We start from the raw sequence: 17372 nt of genomic DNA on the forward strand, positions 1-17372 counted from the left end.
TTGATATGCAATATATTACGGAGATATCGGATCGTATATTTGACGTGGCTGTGATTGGTGCAGGACATGCCGGTTGCGAGGCCGCTCTTGTGGCCGCTCGAATGGGTGCCTCTACCGCGCTCATCACCATGAAGCGCGAGGCCATTGCCAGGATGTCATGTAATCCATCGATCGGCGGTATGGCCAAATCGCATATCGTGGCCGATCTCGATGCCATGGGCGGAGAGATGGCCAGAAATGCAGACTTCACTGGAATTCAATTCAGGACTCTGAATACTAGGAAAGGACCGGCCGTTCGAGCAACCAGAATACAGTGCGACAAGCATGCCTACTCATTGAGAATGATACATGTCGTGCAGGCCACAAGTAATCTGGATGTCATTGAGGACACCGCAACAGAAGTCATTCTGGATGGGTTTCGAGTCCATGCTGTAAGGTGCAAAAGCGACATGATTATCCGGTGTCGCACCGCCATCTTGTCGCCAGGCACATTTCTCAATGGGCGTATATTCATTGGCAAGAATCAGTATACAGGCGGAAGGATTGGAGAGGATTCGTCAAGCGAGTTGGCAAAGGATCTTCTCCGTCTTGGATTCAAAGCAAGCCGGCTCAAGACGGGAACGCCTCCAAGGCTGCATAAGGATAGCATAGACTATTCGCTGCTCAAGGAACAGCCAGGCCAAATTCCTGCGCCATTCATGTCTCAAGATGCCAAGGCTGGATTGTTCCACGTGGAACAAGGACGTATTTTCGAGAATGACACACGATGTGGTGATGCGGTTGATATCGGCCAGTGTAGCGACCATATAAAAGAGTCACTATCTGATCTGTTCCACGTGGAACAATCCTTTAACCCGCTTGTTCCTTGGATTCCTGGCTCAAGCCAGATGTCTTGCTATCTGGCTCACACCACAATGGAAACGGCTGACATTGTTAACAATAATCTGTCGGAAAGCTCTTTATATGGAGGACTTATATCTGGTACCGGTGTGCGTTACTGTCCTTCAATAGAAGACAAGTACGTTAAATTTCCACAACATGAATCGCATCATGTCTTCATAGAGCCGGAAGGACGAAATACTGTCGAGGTATATCCGAATGGGACTTCAAACAGCCTTCCGGAATCGGTGCAGCTTAAAATGATCAGATCGATTCCAGGACTGCAACGCGCAGAAATGATTCGTCCTGGCTATGCCATTGAGTATGACTTCGTAGACCCGACGCAGCTCCAGGCCTCCTTGGAGACGAAAGAGATCGATGGCCTCTTCATGGCCGGCCAAATGAATGGGACAACCGGATACGAAGAGGCCGCCGGACAGGGTTTTGTTGCCGGAGTTAATTCTGTCTTTAAGGTGAGGGATGAAGCGCCGCTGATTCTATCTCGCAGCGACTCCTATATCGGCGTACTTGTGGACGACCTGATAACCAAGGGCACAAGCGAGCCGTATCGTATGTTCACGTCGCGTGCCGAGCATAGGCTTATCTTGCGTCAAGACAATGGTTTATATAGGCTGATACATTTTGCGGAACGAATCGGTTGCATTGCCAGTGAGCGGATCAAGGCGTGGCGACGCGATGCGATTCGTATAGCGGAAGAAATCGATCGGTTGAAAACCACGTTTTTTGAGGGAGCTTCGCTGGCCCAGATCCTGCGGCGTTCTGAAATGAACTATGCTCGATTGCCTGGCGGCCCCCCGAGATTGTCCGCCGAGTTGGCTGCGCAGGTCGAAACGGAAGTAAAATACGAAGGCTACATTGAACGCGAGAGAAGGCAGATCGATCAAAGACACAAGCAAGACGGGGTGAAGATACCGGCCGGAATTCAATATGACGAGATAAAGGCGCTCCGGTTCGAGGCGCGGGAGAAGCTGAAGAAGATTCGGCCCGCCAACCTTGGGCAGGCCGCCCGTATTTCGGGGGTGAATCCGTCCGATATCGCCATCCTGTCCATACACATCCATCGCGGCAGCCGGGCAGCAGCCGGGTAAGGTCCGGGTTTGGCCACGACGCGCGAGCCGGTGGGCCGGTGCGCTTTATTAAAGAAGTGGCGCAGGGCTGTAGCCTCCGGGGCGTAGTATGTTGCGGAGTCTCGATAGCATTCGCTGTCATGGTGCGGGCGGGTCTGGTATAAGTGGCGGCCTTTTAGAGCGGACACGGCGGTGCGGGCGATGTACCCGCGCCATGCGTTGAAACCACAATGACAGAGGCAACAACCAGCGAGCAGGCGAGCCCGGCAGCGTTGGCCGCCGAGGAGCGGGACCTGGTTCGGAAGGCGCAGCAGGGCGACGTGAACGCCTACGACGCGCTGGTCCGGCGCTACCAGGGCAAGATCTATGCCCTCGCCTACAATATGACCGGGAACAAGGAGGACGCGGAGGATCGCGTCCAGGACGTGTTCATCAAGGCTTTTCAGTCGCTGGGGCATTTCAAGGGCGAGTCGTCGTTCTACACCTGGCTGTATCGCATTGCCGTGAACCGCACGATCAATTTCCTGAAGACACGCAAGAACCGTTTCGCGTTGAGCCTGAACGATATGGACGCGGGCGCCGAGCGCGACCCCGCGTACGTGGAACTGCGGGCCCGGGAATCGCCCGTGCGCGACGTGTCGTTGCTGGAACTGCAGGAAAAATTGAACGCGGCGCTGCTGACGTTGTCAGAGAAACACAGAGTGGTTGTCATCATGCACGATATACAGGGCATACCGCACGAAGAGATCGCCAGCATGATGGGGTGCTCACAAGGGACGATACGATCGCGTCTTTTCTATGCCCGCCAGCAGCTGCAAAAAGAACTGAAGGACTTTGCGCCATGAACTGCCGACGTACACGAGACCTGGCGGGGCTTTGCGACGGACGGACTCTGCCGGAAGAGGCCGTGCAGCACCTGACCGCGTGCGCGGCCTGCAAGGCCTTTGTGGCCGACATGGAAAACGCCAGGAAATGGATGGCGTTCAAAGGCCACGAGGCGCCGGACGCCGGCTTCGAGAATCGCTGTGCGGCGAAAATTCAAATCCGTCTCCGGGAGCCGATCATCCAGCCGGCCCATGAGTCCGGCGTCTCTTTCTGGAACACCGGCCTGCTGTTCCGCGCGGCCGCCGCTGCGGCGCTGGTGGTCCTGGTTGGTTTTCATGTGAGATCCGCTCGCGTCGCAACTCTGGCAACAAGCATCCCGGCGCCCGCTCCGGCTCCGGTGATCGTGCCGCCGCAACCCCTCCTCGCGCCACGCGCACCGGTGCCGGTGATGATGCTGGCGCAATCAAACAGCGGGCCCGGCGCAGTTCAGTACGGTCCGATGCCTTCCCGCCCGGTCAACTGGGAACGCTGACCGTTGGCGGGGTCCCGTCGCCGAGGCTTGTACTGCAATCCCTTGGTACGCTTCCTGCATCTATATCCATCGGGATAGCGGGGGATCAAATATGGGCGAAGGAGATAAGGGCGCTCGGACTGTGAAAAAAGCGCCGGCATTGGGTGGGGTGACCACATCGCCTGTCTCATTCGTAGACACCGTGGTGGCCATGCGCGCGCCAAGAACAGGACGCGAGGAGTGGATGCATCCTGCTGATTTAGAAGATATTACAAATTGTATATTTGACGCGGTCCTGTTAGTCGATCGCCGGGGACGTCTTCTCAACTGTAATTCCAATGCCTGTAGCCTGTTCGGCCATTCAATGGAGCGGATGGCGCAAATGAAGCTGGGCGGCCTGGTTTCAGGCCTGAATGAGGCGGAACTGGGCGGACTTTTTCAAAATTTACAAAGCGATAAGCCGTATCTCCTGATGGAGGCTTCCTGTATTCGCGAGGATGGTGCGCGTTTCCCGGCGGAAATCGCGGTGCATATCATCCGGAAAAGCCATCCGAGACTATGCCTGTTTCTGCGGGATATGGCTCAACGGCAGTACGTGGAGGCGCGCCTTCGGACGGAGCACAATGCCCTGAAGAACGCCCGGGACGGCATTGTCATTACGAATGAAGAAGCGGTGATCGAGTACGCCAACCCGGCCTTTACGGCTATGTGGGGTTATGCTCGGCCCGATGAACTGGCCGGCAAGGATCTGCGGCCCATGCTGGCCCCTCTCTCGCCCGACGCGCCGCCGGAGCATCAACCGCTGCTGTGGTGGTCGCTGATAGTCGATCACGAATCGTGGTCGGAAGAACTGTTGGCGATCTGCAAGGACGGCTCGCATGTTCACGTCCTGGCCAACGCGGCCTGCAACCGCGATGCCGAGGGCCGCGTGATCGGCATGGTTCTCTCGTTCACCGACCTGACGGACCGTAATCGCGCCGAAGAAGCAATGCGCCAGTCCGAACGCCAGCGGGCGATGCTGGCCAGCGTGGGCGCCGCCTGCCACCATCTCGGTCAACCGGCCACGGTGCTGTCCACCAATCTGGAGCTGGTCCGGCGGCTGACCGAGGACCTGAAGAGCCCGGCCCTGAAACACCTCCTGGCGCAGTGCGGCGAGGCGGTGGAGCAAATGACGGACATTCTCTTCAAGCTCAACACGGTCTCGGAGTTCAAAACGGTGCCCTACCTCGAGCGCAAGGATTCGGGGGCCGCGGAGAATACCATCCTCGACATCTGATCCCGCCTTTTTCCTTCCGGCCCGCCGGGGGACCGCGTAGTATGCCCGCGAACGGGTTGAACCGATGAAGAAACTCTACTGGGCGACACGGGTGCTGGGCTACGTCGCCGGCGGGACCGGCATGGTCCTGTTCGTGCTGGGCCGCCAGAGCGCCGAGCCGCGCGGCGCCATGTTCACGACGGGCGCGATCCTGATCATCGTATCGTTCGCGGCGTTTTTCCTCTCCTACATGCTCTACATCTTCCGGCGCCTGTCGCGCCGCTGAAGCGTCGCCGCTCACGCCGCGGGAGGCTGAAGCCCCAGCCGGTATACAAACAGGCCGCCCAGACCGACCAGCACGAGCCCGCAAAGCGTGATCAGGATTCGGTAGACCCGCGGCGGACATAAGCGCCGCCCGGAGGCCACGGCGGCGGCGACGAGGCTGTACCAGGCCAGGTCGGAAAGAATGTGGCCCGAGTAGAAGGCCGCAAGACCGGGCAGCCCGTCCTGCAGCGCCAGGGACGCGAGGTTCAGCCCTATCGTCGCCCACCAGATGGCCCAGTAGGGGTTGGAGAGGGAGGTCAGGATACCGGCCAGCATCGGGCCACGCACCGCGGCCTTCGGGTCCGGCCGGGTGGCCAGCGCGACCCGCACCGCCGATTCTGCCGTCCAGGCCATGTGCGCTCCCATGGCGATCAGCAGCCCGCCGCCGACCAGCCCGAGAACCCGCGTGACCGCCGGGATCGTGATCCACCGGCCCAGGCCCAGCACGACGCCCGTCAGCACCAGCACCTCGAGCAACGCGTGGCCCGCCACGATGAGCGGGCCGGCGCGGAACCCGCGCTTGAGCGATTCGCTGATGGTCGCCGTGAGGACGGGCCCGGGCATCATCGCGCCGGACAGCGTGATGACGAAGGTGCTCCAGAAAAGAAAAAGATACGGGCTCATGTCAGGCGGACGCCGGGTGGAACCAGGCCAGCGGATCGGGCGAGGCCAGGTCCTCGAAAGAGCGGATCAGCCGATCCGCGCGCTTCAACGATTCGGAGGGATTGGTGGTGAGAATACCGATCGCGCGCATGCCCGCCGCCCGCGCGGCCTCGATGCCCGCGGGGGCGTCCTCGAACACCACGCAGGCCCCGGGCGCGCATCCGATCCGCCGCGCGGCCTCAAGGAAGATGTCCGGGGCGGGCTTCCCGTGTTGGACGTCGTCGCCGGTCACGATGGCCCGGAAGAACGGGCGGAAGCCCAGCGCGTCGATGCAGGCCTCGATGTTGCCGCGGAGCGCCGAAGAGCCGATCGCGCAGGGGATGCCCCGGCCGGCCAGGCCTTCGAGCAGCCGGCGCAGGCCGGGCTGCGGCGCCTGCCCCTTTTCGCGCACGAGGCGCAGGTATACGGCTTCCTTCTCCAGCGCCAGCCGCTTCACGTCCTGCGGGTCGGCCGCCCAGCGGAGCATGTCGGTGATCACAAACTCGGTCTTGACCCCGAGGCTGCCGATGCGCGCGCGCAGGCCGTCCGGCAGGACGGCGCCCCGCGCGTCGGCCATGCGCTCCCAGCTCAAGGCGTGGAGCCCCGCGGAATCCACCACCACGCCGTCCCAGTCGAAGATGACCCCCGATGGAGCCGGTCCGCTCAAATCTGCTCGCCCACCTGGTACCGGGCGAAGCGGCGGATCGTCAGCGTGTCGCCGATCTCCTTGCCCTTGGCGGCCAGCAATTCGGTGATGGAAATGTCGGGATCTTTCACGAAGCCCTGTTCCACCAGGCACACCTGGCCGTAGAACTTCTCCAGCTTGCCCGTCACGATCTTCTGCACGATCTGCGGCGGCTTGTTCTCCACCTGCTTGGCGTAGATGTCGGACTCCGCCTTGACCACCTCGGCCGGCACGTCCTGCCGCACCAGGTAGTGCGGCTGGCAGGCGGCGATGTGCAGCGTGACGTCCTTGACCATCTCGCGGAAGGCCTCGTTCTTCTCCGTCGCGTCGGTCCCGCAGCCGACCTCGACCAGCACGCCGACCTTGCCGCCCAGGTGGATATAGCTGGCCACGATGCCGGGCTGCTTCACCTCGAACCGGACGCTCCGGCGGACCAGCATGTTTTCGCCGATCTCCGTGATCTTGGCCGTCAGGACATCTTTCATGGCCTCGGCCAGATCGCCCTGCACCGTCAGCGCTTTCTCCGCTACCGAGCGGAGAAAGGCCTGGAACGACTCGTTGCGTGCGACGAAGTCCGTCTCGCAATTCACCTCGACCATCGCGCCGAGTTTCCCGCCCTGGCGGATCTCGGCGGCCACCTGCCCTTCCTTGGCGGTCCGCGAGGCTTTCTTGCCGGCGATCGCTAGACCCCGTTCGCGCAGGATGCGGACGGCCTCCTGCTTGTTGCCGCCGGCTTCGACGAGTGCCTTCTTGCACTCCATCATTCCGACATTGGTTTCCTCGCGCAGTTCCTTGACCAGCGCCGCACTGATTTCGACCATGGTAAGCTCCTTTTTTGTCGATTCCTGATTATGCCGAAGGCGCGGCGTCGTCGGCCGGCGGCTCGGGTGCCGGGGCGCTCTCCGGGGCCGCCGGGGCGGCGGCCCCGCCCGCGTCCGCTTCCGCCTTCGCCTTGGCGGCCGCGAGATCGGCCTTCGCCTTCTTCGCGAGGCGCTCGCGGGCCTTCCGCTCTTCCTCCGCGGCCTTGGCCCGCGCGGCCACCTCGGCCTCGGCGATGGCCTTCTTGCGGGCCTCCTCCGCGGCCAGCTTCGCGCCCTCGTTGATCGCGCGCTGGATGGTGCTGCCGACCAGGTCCACAACGAGCCGGATGGCCCGGATCGCGTCGTCGTTGCCCGGGATCGGGTAGCTGATCGGGTCCGGATCCACGTTGGTGTCCACCAGAGCGATGACCGGGATGTTCAGGCGCACGGCCTCGGCCACGGCGATGGCCTCGCGGCAGATGTCGACCACGAAAACGGCGCCGGGCAGCTCCTGCATGTCCCGGATGCCGTTCAGGTTGTAGTGCAGCTTCTCCAGCTCCCGCTTGATGCGCGCCACTTCCTTCTTCGGCATCTTGTCGAGCGTGCCGTCCTGCTCCATCTTCTCGATCTCGCTCATGCGGCCGACGCTCTTGCGGATGGTCAGTAGGTTGGTCAGCGTGCCACCGAGCCACCGGTTGACCACGAACGGCTGCTTGAACTTCTCCGCCATCTCCTTCAGCGGGTCCTGGGCCTGCTTCTTGGTGCCCACGAACAGCACCGAGCGGCCCCGGATGACCGTGTCGTAGATGAACTGCCGCGCCTCCATCAGCAGAGGCACGGTCTTCGCGAGATCGAGGATATAGATCCCGTTGCGCTCTCCGAAGATGAACCGCTTCATCTTGGGATTCCAGCGCTTGGTTTGATGACCGAAATGCAGACCCGCTTCGAGCAGATCCTGAACGTTGACGTCCGAACGGACTACACCTGTAGCTGCGACCACGACGGCCTCCGTCTGTTGCCCCGGCTAAGCCGGGGAATCCGCTTTGGCCCCGGGCGGAGAACCCGGGGCGCTCGCTTCCGTCCCGCACACGCAGGACTAGGGCGCGGACTATACCACGGCCGGCCGGCCGCGCAAGGGCTTTTTCAGAATTCCGCGACCGCGCCTGGATCTTGAGCGAGGGATAAGGTCAGGAGAGTGACACGGCCGTCCCGGCCGTGAACGGAACGGGCGAGACCTCCGCACCCGATCAGGTCGGCCCGGGCGCCGGGGGCCAAGCTAATCCGGCATGTCCGGACGGTCTTCTTCGGCGGACGATTCCTCGTCCGGCGAGTGGGAAGGTTCATCGGAACCCCCGGCCTCGTCCAGTCGGGCCTGGAGCGCGGCGGCGAGGCCGGTCAGACCGAGCCGCCTATAGATTTCGAGCAGTTCCCGGGCCTCGCCGGGCGTAGCCCCGCCGGCGATTTTCTTCTCCAGTTCTTTTCTCCGCTGGGTCAGCTGTTGAGTGTTGCGAATCTGGTTCAAGAACGAACGGGCGTGCTCGTTGGCGGGATCGTGCTCCGCGAGGCCTTGGATCAGGGAGGCCGCCTCGTCGAAACGTCCCGCCTGCATGAGGCTGTCGGCATGGCGGAAGCAGGCCTCCGGCGAGTACGGGTCGAGTGCGAGGGCCTGCCGGAAGGCGTAATCGGCCTCCGCGGCCAGGCGGCGCGCCTGGTAGAGCCCCGCGATGGCGGCGCGCAGCTTGGAAAACGTCCGCCGCGCCGTCGCGTTCCCGGGGAAGGCGGGATGATTCATCAGCCGGCTTGTCAGGTCATCCCAGTACGCCCGGTCCTTTGCGATGATCTCCGGCGTCAGTTCGGCCGGTTCGGCGTTGAGCTTCATGATCAGCCCCCGCGGCTCGAGGTGCGGGTACATCCAGGGGATGACGTAGCTCTCCTCGAGATAGAAATCGCGGGCGTCCTTGTTGCGGTCGAAAATCATCCGCGAGATGATCCCGTTGATCATCATGACGCCCTGGACCCCGACCACGGACACGCGCCCATCCTCGATGCTCACCTCCGCGCCGGCCGGGATGCGGCCGGCCTGGATATCCTCGACGTACTGTTGAAAGGCCCCGTTGCAGTCCTCCGGGGAGGGAATATCCAGTTCCGGGTCCGCCGTCTCGCGCAGGTAGGCCATGTACTGGGCGTCGGCGAGGGCGTTCTGGGTGATGACGTGGAACGGCCGTTCGCGGACGATGCGATAGGCCGTGATCACGAAGCGGCCCGGATCGGTGCCGCCGAAATACACGGCCCCCTCCGGGATCGCGCGCATCATTTCCTCCGCGTACAGGTCGAGCAGGTCCGGGTCCCAGAGGGCCGCCTGCTCGAACGCGCCGGCCGCCTCCTGGGCGTACGGCCAGAGGGCGTTGTCCAGCGCGGGATCGGACCGGGAATGCTCATACTGGCCGATCCGGGCCTTGATCCGCTCGAAGCGGTTCGAGGCCGACGGCCAGTCGCCCGCCTCCATGGCCGCCAGGAGCTCTTCGTATTCGCTCGGCACGGCGAGCCCCTGTTGTTCCGCCACGCGGAGCATGGCCGCCCTGCGCTCGCGAGCGAACTCCGCGATGACGCCGGTGACGGGACCCTTGCCCCGCCCCGGGACGTCCGCTCCCGCCGCCGGAGCCCACAGGGCCGCGGCCGCACCGAATCCGATCGCGACAAGAGCCATACGCCACATGCTGGCCTCCTTCCGTTGTGTTCCCCCGGCGCTGTCACGCGCCGGCCCGCTCCCCCCAGATCCGCGTGTTGAGATTCAGATCCTCGACGATCCCGATGACGAGTTGCAGGTCCTCGAAGTAGCCGCGGATCTCGTCGTAGTCGATCAGCGACCGCCAGACGCGCGGCTCAAAGAGGTCGTGGTCGAACGAAAGGGCCGCGTACAGGTTGGAGTCCACGAAGGCGAGCCGGAGTTCGCGCCGGGATTTTTCCTGGAACGCCTTCAAGCGCTCCATGAGGCTTGTCGAAAGGACATAGCGGGCCGTGACCTGGTCCGAACCGTACACGGCGAACTGCCTCTCGAATTCCGGGTCCTCGAGCTTGACCAGTTCTCCGTACCGGCTGCTTCCGAACTGCAAGGCCGCGCCGAAATCGCCGAACAGCCGTTCCAGCGTGTCCGGCAACACGTAGGTGCGCCCCTGGAACGTCTTGTTGAACTCGCATACGAAAAACAGGCCGCGGAAGATCGTGTGCCATGTTTCGCGCGTTCCGCCCTTGGACGTGCGGTCCCGGGTCTTGTATTGCGTGTGGAGCTCGGAGAAGAACATCGGCGTCCGGCCCAGTTGGCCCTGCACAAAATCGTCGCCCCGGTACCGGTCCCACTTTCGCGGAAACAGGCCGCTCTCCGCGTACACGGGCTCGGTCACGCGGGACGCCGGCTCGTACTTCAACCCGGGCTCGATGAATTCGATGATCTTCCCGACAACCGTGTTCTTGTAGCGGGCGATGTACTCCCGGGATTTCCGCTCCGTCCACGCATAGACGGCAAACCAGCCGCCGAACAGCGCGATGGCGCAGAGTCCGATAAGGATGACAGGGAGAAGATCGGGTTTCATGGCGGGATTATTCCAGCAGTCCGCCGACGGCCAGGACCAGGACGATCAGCCCGGCCGTCACCAGCCAGAAGATCATTACGCGGTTCCGAACGGCCTTGCGTTCCTCGTCGATCTTCTCCAGGTCGGGCAGGATCGTGCTCTGGTAAAACGCCTTGAATTCCTCGATGGATTTCATGATGGGCCCGCCGGGATGCAGACGACCGGAATGCCTGTAATCCAACCCATACGTTCCTCCCCGCGCAAAAATCGCCGTCGGCCGGCGATGGAACGAAGGATAGGGCGGCGCCGGGGCCCGGGCAACCGAAATGTTCAGAACGCGTGCTTCCAGTTGAAATACAACCGCGCCCGCCCGTCCGGGTAGCCCCCGAGCGAGATGTCCAGCGGGTCGAGCAGGCTGATCCAGAACCGGGGGGCGGCCACGCGGGAGGGGTCGCGCCGGATCCATTCCTTCAGCCGGTACCGCGCCTCGCCGAGCAGCGCCCCGCCCAGCGGCGTGACCAGCAGGTCCACGGCGGACGGCTGCTGGACCATGTTCTCGGGGATGTACTCGTAGAACGCCGACAGCGCCGCGCTGTAGGCCAACGAGCCCCACAGGTCCCAGCCGCGGTTCCGCGCCACGAGGTAGTACTCCGCCCCGGCCAGCGGGTGAAGCACGTAGTCGAACACCGGGTCGTCCTTGTCCCACACCGGCGGCTGCGTGAACCCGTCCTCGAAATCGTGATCGGGATCCCGCCAATCCGGATTGTGCCGGTGAGCGGCAATGATGGGAAAGGAGACCAGCATGAATCCCGCGGTCATCCAGCCCAGGCTGGTCCGCCGGGCCGGTTCGGCGTGGATGGCCTGCCCGGACGCGGCCTTGCCGCGGGCCGGCCACGAAAGCGCGATCAGCAGCAGCACGGCAGGCGCGTGCCGGGAAAGAAACCGGGTCAGGACGGGGAGGATCTGGCAGAAGCGGCGCACGCGAAAAACGTAGGCCAAAAGAAAGCCGGCGTCAATGTGGCGGCCGTAAACCGACTCGACGCCGTCGCATTCTGTTGCTATGAGGAAACAGCAATGAACGAACGGAAAAGCCAGTCGGCGGCCCGGCCGGCGCGGGAGCGCCCGGCATGAAATATCCCCGTCGCCTGGCTATTGCTCATTTTCACCTGCGTCCCGGCGGCGTCACCCGCGTGATCGGGCATGCCTTGGCCGCCCTTTCGAAATCGGGGGCGCGGGTGGTCGTGCTGGCCGGGCCGTCCGAGCATCGCGACGTGCCGGAGGGGTCATGCGTCCGCGAGGTGGACGGGCTCGGATACGCCGAGGATCTCGCCGGCTCGGACTTGGCGGCCGAAGGGCTGGCCGACCGTTTGAAGGATGCCGCACGCAAGGCCTTGGGCGGGCCGCCCGATCTCTGGCATTTCCATAATCATTCCCTGGGAAAAAGCGGCGCAGTGCCGCTGGTCATCGAGCGGCTCGCTGCTGAAGGCCAGCGCTTGCTCCTGCAAATCCATGATTTTCCGGAAGACGGGCGCCCCGCCAACTACCGTAGCCTGCTGGAGCACGTGGGCGAAAGGCGCGCGTCCCTGCTGGGGCGGCGCCTTTATCCGCAGGCCCTCCATATACATTATGCCACGCTGAATACGCGCGATCTGGCGTTTCTTCGCGCGGCGGGCGTGGCCCCGGAGCGTCTGCACTTCCTGCCTAACCCGGTGGATTTGCGGGACGGCGTCGCCGGGAACATGTGCCCGCTCGCGTCCCCCGCGAAGGCAGGGCTGTTTCTCTATCCCACGCGCGCAATTCGGCGGAAGAACATCGGAGAATTTCTCCTTTGGGCGGCCGTGGGCCGCAAGAACGATCGCTTTGCCATTACCCTCGCGCCCACAAGTGCAGGCGATCGCCTCATCTACGACCGGTGGATCGCTTTCGCGCGCGAGTTGATGTTGCCCATGGAGTTCGAAGTAGGCCGTGACGGGACCGCCTCTTTCCCTCAATTGCTGGCCCGGGCAACCGCCGTGGTCACCACCAGCGTGGCCGAGGGCTTTGGCCTGGCCTTTCTCGAACCGTGGCTGGCGGGCCGCCCCCTGCTGGGTCGTGATTTGCCGGAAATGACCAGCGACTTCAAGAACGAGGGGCTGGATCTGTCCGGCCTCTATGCCCGCTTGCTTGTTCCCCTGGAGTGGGTCGATCCTGTGGCCTTGCGGAACTCCATCGAGGAGGCTTGGCCGGCCCTCCTGGCTGCCTACGGCCGGTCGCCTCGCCGCGGCGACGTGGACAAGGCCTTTGCCGCCGCTTGTGAAAGGGACCGGGTGGATTTCGGCCGGCTGGATGAAGCATTGCAGGAAAAAGTCATCCGTCGCGTCAGGATGGGGAAGAAAACGATAAGGGAGCTTTCCCCTTCCCTCCTTTCATCCGGCCGGGAGCCTGCGCCCGTGGTCGAAAAGAACCGGCGCCTGACGGAACAACTCTTCAATTTGGATCAATACGGGCAACGCCTGCTCGAAATATACAACCATGTCCTTGAAAGTGAACCGGGCCCGACGGAGCCCATGAATCCCGACAAGCTTCTCGATATGTTCCTGGCGCCGGATCGGTTCTATCTGCTCCGGACGTGAGGCGGGGGCCATCCCGGTTTATGGCGTGTGTCGCGCACATGGCTTCCCCTCCAGAATATCGTGCCGCAGGCCGGGCATCGCAGAAGGTGTTCATGCCGAAGCCAGACACTCGGACGCATTCGGCCCCGGGAAGGCGAAGGAACTTTCCCAACTTGGTCGCCATGTGATCGAGCATAAAGCGCGGCCGGTTCTCTATAACGGAGTTCATGAGGTGCCCGGCAATCCGGGGGGGCGGCCTCTCCTCTTGAAGTATACCGCAAGCTTGTCATACAAGTGAAGGTCGGGAAAGGCGACGCTATGAACCTTGAGGTGTGGAGGAGAATAGAGATTGTTCAGGGCGACATCACCCGGCAGTCCGTGGATGCCATTGTCAACGCGGCCAACCCCAGCTTGCTGGGTGGCGGAGGGGTGGACGGCGCAATTCATCGCGCGGCAGGACCCGAATTGCTGGAGGAGTGCCGGCGGTTGGGCGGATGCCCGACCGGTGAGGCCCGCCTCACCCGGGGCTACGGATTGCCGGCCCGCTTCGTCATTCACACTCCGGGGCCGGTCTGGTCGGGCGGACATCACGGGGAACCGGAACTGTTGGCCGCTTGTTATACAAACTCCTTGGCCCTGGCGTCGCGCCACGGCTTGCGCACCGTGGCCTTCCCGTGCATAAGCACCGGAATGTACGGTTATCCCATTCGAAGCGCGGCCGAAGTCGCTCTTTCCACGGTGACCGATTACCTGCGCGACCATGCGGAAATAGAGAGGGTCGTGCACGTATGCTTTTCAGCAGGCGACCTTGAGCTGTACCGGCAGGCGCGCGATCACCTCGCCTGATCTCCCGTCTCGGCACCGCGGCGCGCCGGGTTGTCGTTGTCCATCAGGGCGTCCAGCGGGCTTTGGGCGGGGGCGCGGAAATCCTTTACCACATGGGTGTAAATCATGGTCGTTTCGACATTCGTGTGCCCGAGGTATTCCTGGATTTGTCGCAGGTCTACGCCGGCCAGCAGAAGATGAGTGGCGAAACTGTGTCGCAGCGTATGGACGGACAAAGGCTTTGGGATCCCGGTCCGGAGGGCCGCTTCCCTGACGGCCTTCTGAATGGCCACGTCGCTGATATGATGCCTTCGCACCACGCCGGCCCGCGGATCCGTCGACAGCGTCGGACTGGGGAAAACCCAGAACCAACTCCATTCGCGGCCGGCATTGGGATACTTGGTGGCCAGCGCGTCCGGCATGTATACCGGGCCGATCTGGGACAGGCGGTCGCTGTCGAATAGTTGGCGGGCATGGGCCAGGTGCGCGCGCAGGGCCGCCTTGACCGAATCGGCCATCAGCGTTGAACGATCCTTGTCCCCCTTTCCGGCTCGAACAAAAACGAGCGAATTCTCGAAATCGAGGTCCTTGATGCGCAGCCGGCAGCATTCCATGACTCGCAGGCCTCCCCCGTATATCACCTCCGCCATCAAGCGCGCTGTGCCTTGCATGGCCTGGAGCAGGCATCGCATTTCCTTTACGGAAAGCACCACCGGCAGCCTGCGACCGCGCTTGGCGCGCACGCCTTCTTCCATGGACGAGAGCTCTATGTTCAGGACTTCGCGGCACATGAACAAGAGCGCGCTGAACGCCTGGTTCTGGGTGGATGCCGAAACGTTTCTTCGTAGCGCCAGCCATGCCAGGAAGTCCTTTACGGCTTGCGGTGTCACCATCCCCAGCCCCGGCACGTATTTCTCCACGTCGGACAAGTACTCGAAAAAGCGCTCCACCCAGTCGATGTAGGTTTGTTCCGTGCGAAAGGAGTAATGCTTGATGCGCAACTGTGTACGCAAGGCCTGCCGTACGTCGGCGAGGGCCGCGCGGCCATCCTTGCCGATCGCGACCAACCCGGCGCTTCGGACAGTCCAATCCTTTTCTTCTTTGAAGTTGTGAAGAAAAAGGCGAAGCGCGCGTTCTGCCTGATCGCATTGCCAGTCGGGGCGTTCCTGCTTTCGTAATTGCTGGATAAACAGCCCGTGGCGCTCGCGAAGTGTCATCTTCGTGTTTTGGACCGGAAAGTTGAGAAACTTCCTGGCCCACCCCACCATGAAAGGCGCCGTGCGTGTGGACACAAGCCCCTTTCGCAGCAGATACTCGCCGAATCGGGCCAATTCATCCTCGATATCCCGTGCCGCGACGGGACCTGCGGCAAGGCCTGCCGCCTGCTTCGTTTCGGGTCGGCCGGGGAGGGCTTCGCCTGTGCTTGTTGCTACCGCTGCAGGCGACGCTCTCCCTTGCCGAAAGTAATTGAGCCAGCGTAACGGGCTAAAACCTCGACTTCTGTTTTCCGTCCACATAGAGGGCCTCCATTCACTAGAAAGGATCCAGCCCTCCATCTTTCCACAACTTTTCTTGCTTAGAACAACCTTGCCCTATCATCGGCCCTCCCTTGCCCCCAATCGGACCCTCCGCCCCGTCCGCAGGCATTCAAAGGAACACCCTCGGAATCAAGACGTAACGCACTTTTCCCTTGCCAGCAACCCCTCCCCCCAAGTACACTTCCTCCCGAGGTAAGTGGTGCATCCTGTTTGAGGCGCAAACAATTAACTAATACCGCGTAAAAATGTAAACGTTGTCCCATATTACGTTCGGAAAAGTGCCAGCAACAATGGATCGACGATGGCTCCAAGACTGGGAAGAGCAAAAGGGCGCGATGCATTGGGCTAAGCGCCAGCTTTGGAAAAGGTGGCGGGGTTGGTTCACGTGAAAGAGGACGCTGAAGATTTCCCGAACAAGGGCGTTTCAGGCTAACCTTTTTCGCGGGGGCCGCTCAAAAGGTTCGCCTGAACGCTGACGTTGGGGCGCGAAAATGAACACACTTCAGTCAAAACGGTTAACAAGAGATGTTCTTGTTCTGTTGCTTGTGGGAGGAATGCTCAACTATCTCGTAAAAAAGGCATTATTCTATTTATCCATTCAGAGCAATTATCTTTCGTTCGGTCTGGAATTGGTCGCAGGAATCATAACGTTTACGCTGATCGGTTCATTGGATAGGCGACCAAGGCGCAATCGTTTAATTGCAATGTTGCTCGCCGGGGTAGTACTATGGCCCATATGGCTGATAAACTTCTTTTTATTTCCTTGGAGGCAAGTGATACTAGTCATCTTCAAGGGAACGGTATTGCTGTTTCTGTCTGCATTCATAGGATGGAGGATTTCGCTTTTGGTTGCACCATGCATGTCGGAGGTTGAAAAAGCATTAAAGCCCCAACAAGGGCGTTCTGACTAACCTGTGTCCGCGGGGCGCGGCCACAGGTCGTCAAACGCCTAGCGTTGGCTGGTGATGAAATGACAACATTCATGCTCATAGCGCTGGGAGTCGGATCGACAATCGGATTTATCTGGGCATATAACGAGTATGAACTATATTCTAATAAGTCGGTGATTCTACTATTCGCAGGCGGCCTACTGATTCTGAGCCTTACCATCTTAATACAGTGGAGCAGCACATTTCTTTATACACGAGAAGAGCGCATTCGCAAATTGATAGAGTATCTTTCTTTTCAATATATATATGCAGGAAGGAGCTTAGTTCTGTTGCCTATAGGATACTTGATGATAATATGGTCCTGTATAGCAATGATTCTTAACTGGATATTCAAAACCAACAAAATCAGCCAACAAGGCCATGGTGCCTAACTGTTTTCGCGGGGCGCGAAAACAGTCGGCACATGGCTAGCGTTGGATGGAAGAATGATTTGTGGAGAGGAATGAAATCATGAAGGAAGGGCGCGCCAAAGGCGGAACAAGCGAATACCGAGAATAAACTGTTCCCGCCAAGGGCGCGCCCTGACAGATTCCGGAAGATGATTGCCATAGAAAAGCCGAATAGAAGAGATTTCCTATGGTCAAAGATGAATGCCTCTTCCTGTTAAGCGAAATCGAGGAAGGAGCCTGTAGAGGTTGGTTTCAGAGCCGTGGAACAGGTTTTAATAATTGCATCCAACAAGGCCATGGTGCCTAACCTTTTCCGCGGCGGGAACAAATGGCACTAATGGAATCAGTGAACGCGGAAAAGGTTCGGCACATGGCTAGCGTTGGATTGTCGGATGATTTGTGAAAAGGATTGAAATCGTGAAGGAAGGGCGCGCCAAAGGCGGTACAAGCGAATACCAAGAACGAAGCGGTTGCCGCCAAGGGCGCGCCCTGATTGATTTA

The 17372-nt window shown here is 61.1% G+C and carries 17 protein-coding genes; 7 read left to right on the plus strand and 10 right to left on the minus strand.

From position 1 onward, the window contains the following. The first annotated feature begins 5 nt into the window (after window positions 1–5). The 5 genes from mnmG (at window position 6) to KA248_10420 (ending at window position 4844) form a co-directional block, all read left to right on the plus strand. On the plus strand, window positions 6–1988 hold the full coding sequence (mnmG, locus tag KA248_10400) for a tRNA uridine-5-carboxymethylaminomethyl(34) synthesis enzyme MnmG (protein ID MBP7830315.1): 1983 nt from the start codon (window positions 6–8) through the stop codon (window positions 1986–1988). A gap of 209 nt (window positions 1989–2197) precedes the next feature. Then, a complete protein-coding gene (locus KA248_10405; protein MBP7830316.1) occupies window positions 2198–2812 on the plus strand; it encodes a sigma-70 family RNA polymerase sigma factor in 615 nt (204 codons plus the stop codon). Window positions 2813–2874: 62 nt separating this feature from the next. Further along, the gene (locus KA248_10410) at window positions 2875–3324 is read left to right on the plus strand and encodes a hypothetical protein (GenBank protein MBP7830317.1); all 450 of its coding nucleotides are present in this window, start codon (window positions 2875–2877) and stop codon (window positions 3322–3324) included. A gap of 121 nt (window positions 3325–3445) precedes the next feature. Next, the gene (locus KA248_10415) at window positions 3446–4579 is read left to right on the plus strand and encodes a PAS domain-containing protein (protein ID MBP7830318.1); all 1134 of its coding nucleotides are present in this window, start codon (window positions 3446–3448) and stop codon (window positions 4577–4579) included. A 64-nt stretch (window positions 4580–4643) separates the two neighbouring features. Continuing rightward, the gene (locus KA248_10420) at window positions 4644–4844 is read left to right on the plus strand and encodes a hypothetical protein (protein ID MBP7830319.1); all 201 of its coding nucleotides are present in this window, start codon (window positions 4644–4646) and stop codon (window positions 4842–4844) included. 11 nt (window positions 4845–4855) lie between these two features. Here KA248_10420 and KA248_10425 read toward each other — a convergent pair whose 3' ends face one another. From KA248_10425 to KA248_10460, 8 genes are all read right to left on the minus strand, one after another. Further along, window positions 4856–5506, minus strand: coding sequence for a LysE family transporter (locus KA248_10425; protein ID MBP7830320.1), 651 nt, complete (start codon window positions 5504–5506; stop codon window positions 4856–4858). 1 nt (window position 5507) lies between these two features. Next, window positions 5508–6191, minus strand: coding sequence for a beta-phosphoglucomutase family hydrolase (locus KA248_10430; GenBank protein MBP7830321.1), 684 nt, complete (start codon window positions 6189–6191; stop codon window positions 5508–5510). Continuing rightward, window positions 6188–7030, minus strand: a complete 843-nt coding sequence (gene tsf / locus KA248_10435) for a translation elongation factor Ts (GenBank protein ID MBP7830322.1) — start codon at window positions 7028–7030, stop codon at window positions 6188–6190. Before tsf ends, KA248_10430 begins: the two co-directional genes overlap by 4 nt. 28 nt (window positions 7031–7058) lie before the next feature. Then, window positions 7059–8009 carry a 30S ribosomal protein S2 gene (rpsB, locus tag KA248_10440; GenBank protein ID MBP7830323.1) on the minus strand — a complete coding sequence of 317 codons (951 nt, stop codon included), beginning with the start codon at window positions 8007–8009 and terminating at the stop codon, window positions 7059–7061. Window positions 8010–8285: 276 nt separating this feature from the next. Further along, window positions 8286–9725, minus strand: coding sequence for a tetratricopeptide repeat protein (locus KA248_10445; protein MBP7830324.1), 1440 nt, complete (start codon window positions 9723–9725; stop codon window positions 8286–8288). 34 nt (window positions 9726–9759) lie between these two features. Next, window positions 9760–10599, minus strand: coding sequence for a DUF3137 domain-containing protein (locus tag KA248_10450; protein ID MBP7830325.1), 840 nt, complete (start codon window positions 10597–10599; stop codon window positions 9760–9762). Window positions 10600–10606: 7 nt separating this feature from the next. Continuing rightward, the gene (locus KA248_10455) at window positions 10607–10774 is read right to left on the minus strand and encodes a hypothetical protein (protein ID MBP7830326.1); all 168 of its coding nucleotides are present in this window, start codon (window positions 10772–10774) and stop codon (window positions 10607–10609) included. 134 nt (window positions 10775–10908) lie between these two features. Beyond that, window positions 10909–11577 carry a DUF3943 domain-containing protein gene (locus tag KA248_10460; GenBank protein MBP7830327.1) on the minus strand — a complete coding sequence of 223 codons (669 nt, stop codon included), beginning with the start codon at window positions 11575–11577 and terminating at the stop codon, window positions 10909–10911. A 191-nt stretch (window positions 11578–11768) separates the two neighbouring features. Between KA248_10460 and KA248_10465 the strand changes: the two genes are divergently transcribed. Next, window positions 11769–13190 (plus strand): glycosyltransferase family 4 protein, encoded by a 1422-nt coding sequence (locus KA248_10465; GenBank protein ID MBP7830328.1) that lies wholly within the window; start codon window positions 11769–11771, stop codon window positions 13188–13190. Here the strand turns inward: KA248_10465 and KA248_10470 are convergent. Then, a complete protein-coding gene (locus KA248_10470; protein MBP7830329.1) occupies window positions 13172–13309 on the minus strand; it encodes a hypothetical protein in 138 nt (45 codons plus the stop codon). The two genes, KA248_10465 and KA248_10470, sit on opposite strands and share 19 nt — an antisense overlap. A gap of 178 nt (window positions 13310–13487) precedes the next feature. Here KA248_10470 and KA248_10475 point away from each other — a divergent pair, with 178 nt between their 5' ends. Continuing rightward, a complete protein-coding gene (locus tag KA248_10475; GenBank protein ID MBP7830330.1) occupies window positions 13488–14015 on the plus strand; it encodes an O-acetyl-ADP-ribose deacetylase in 528 nt (175 codons plus the stop codon). Here KA248_10475 and KA248_10480 read toward each other — a convergent pair. After that, window positions 14003–15211 carry an integron integrase gene (locus tag KA248_10480; protein ID MBP7830331.1) on the minus strand — a complete coding sequence of 403 codons (1209 nt, stop codon included), beginning with the start codon at window positions 15209–15211 and terminating at the stop codon, window positions 14003–14005. The two genes, KA248_10475 and KA248_10480, sit on opposite strands and share 13 nt — an antisense overlap. Between the last annotated feature and the right edge of the window lie 2161 nt (window positions 15212–17372).

The sequence above is a fragment of the Kiritimatiellia bacterium genome, from assembly GCA_018001225.1.
Classification (GTDB): Bacteria; Verrucomicrobiota; Kiritimatiellia; order CAIQIC01; family JAGNIJ01; genus JAGNIJ01.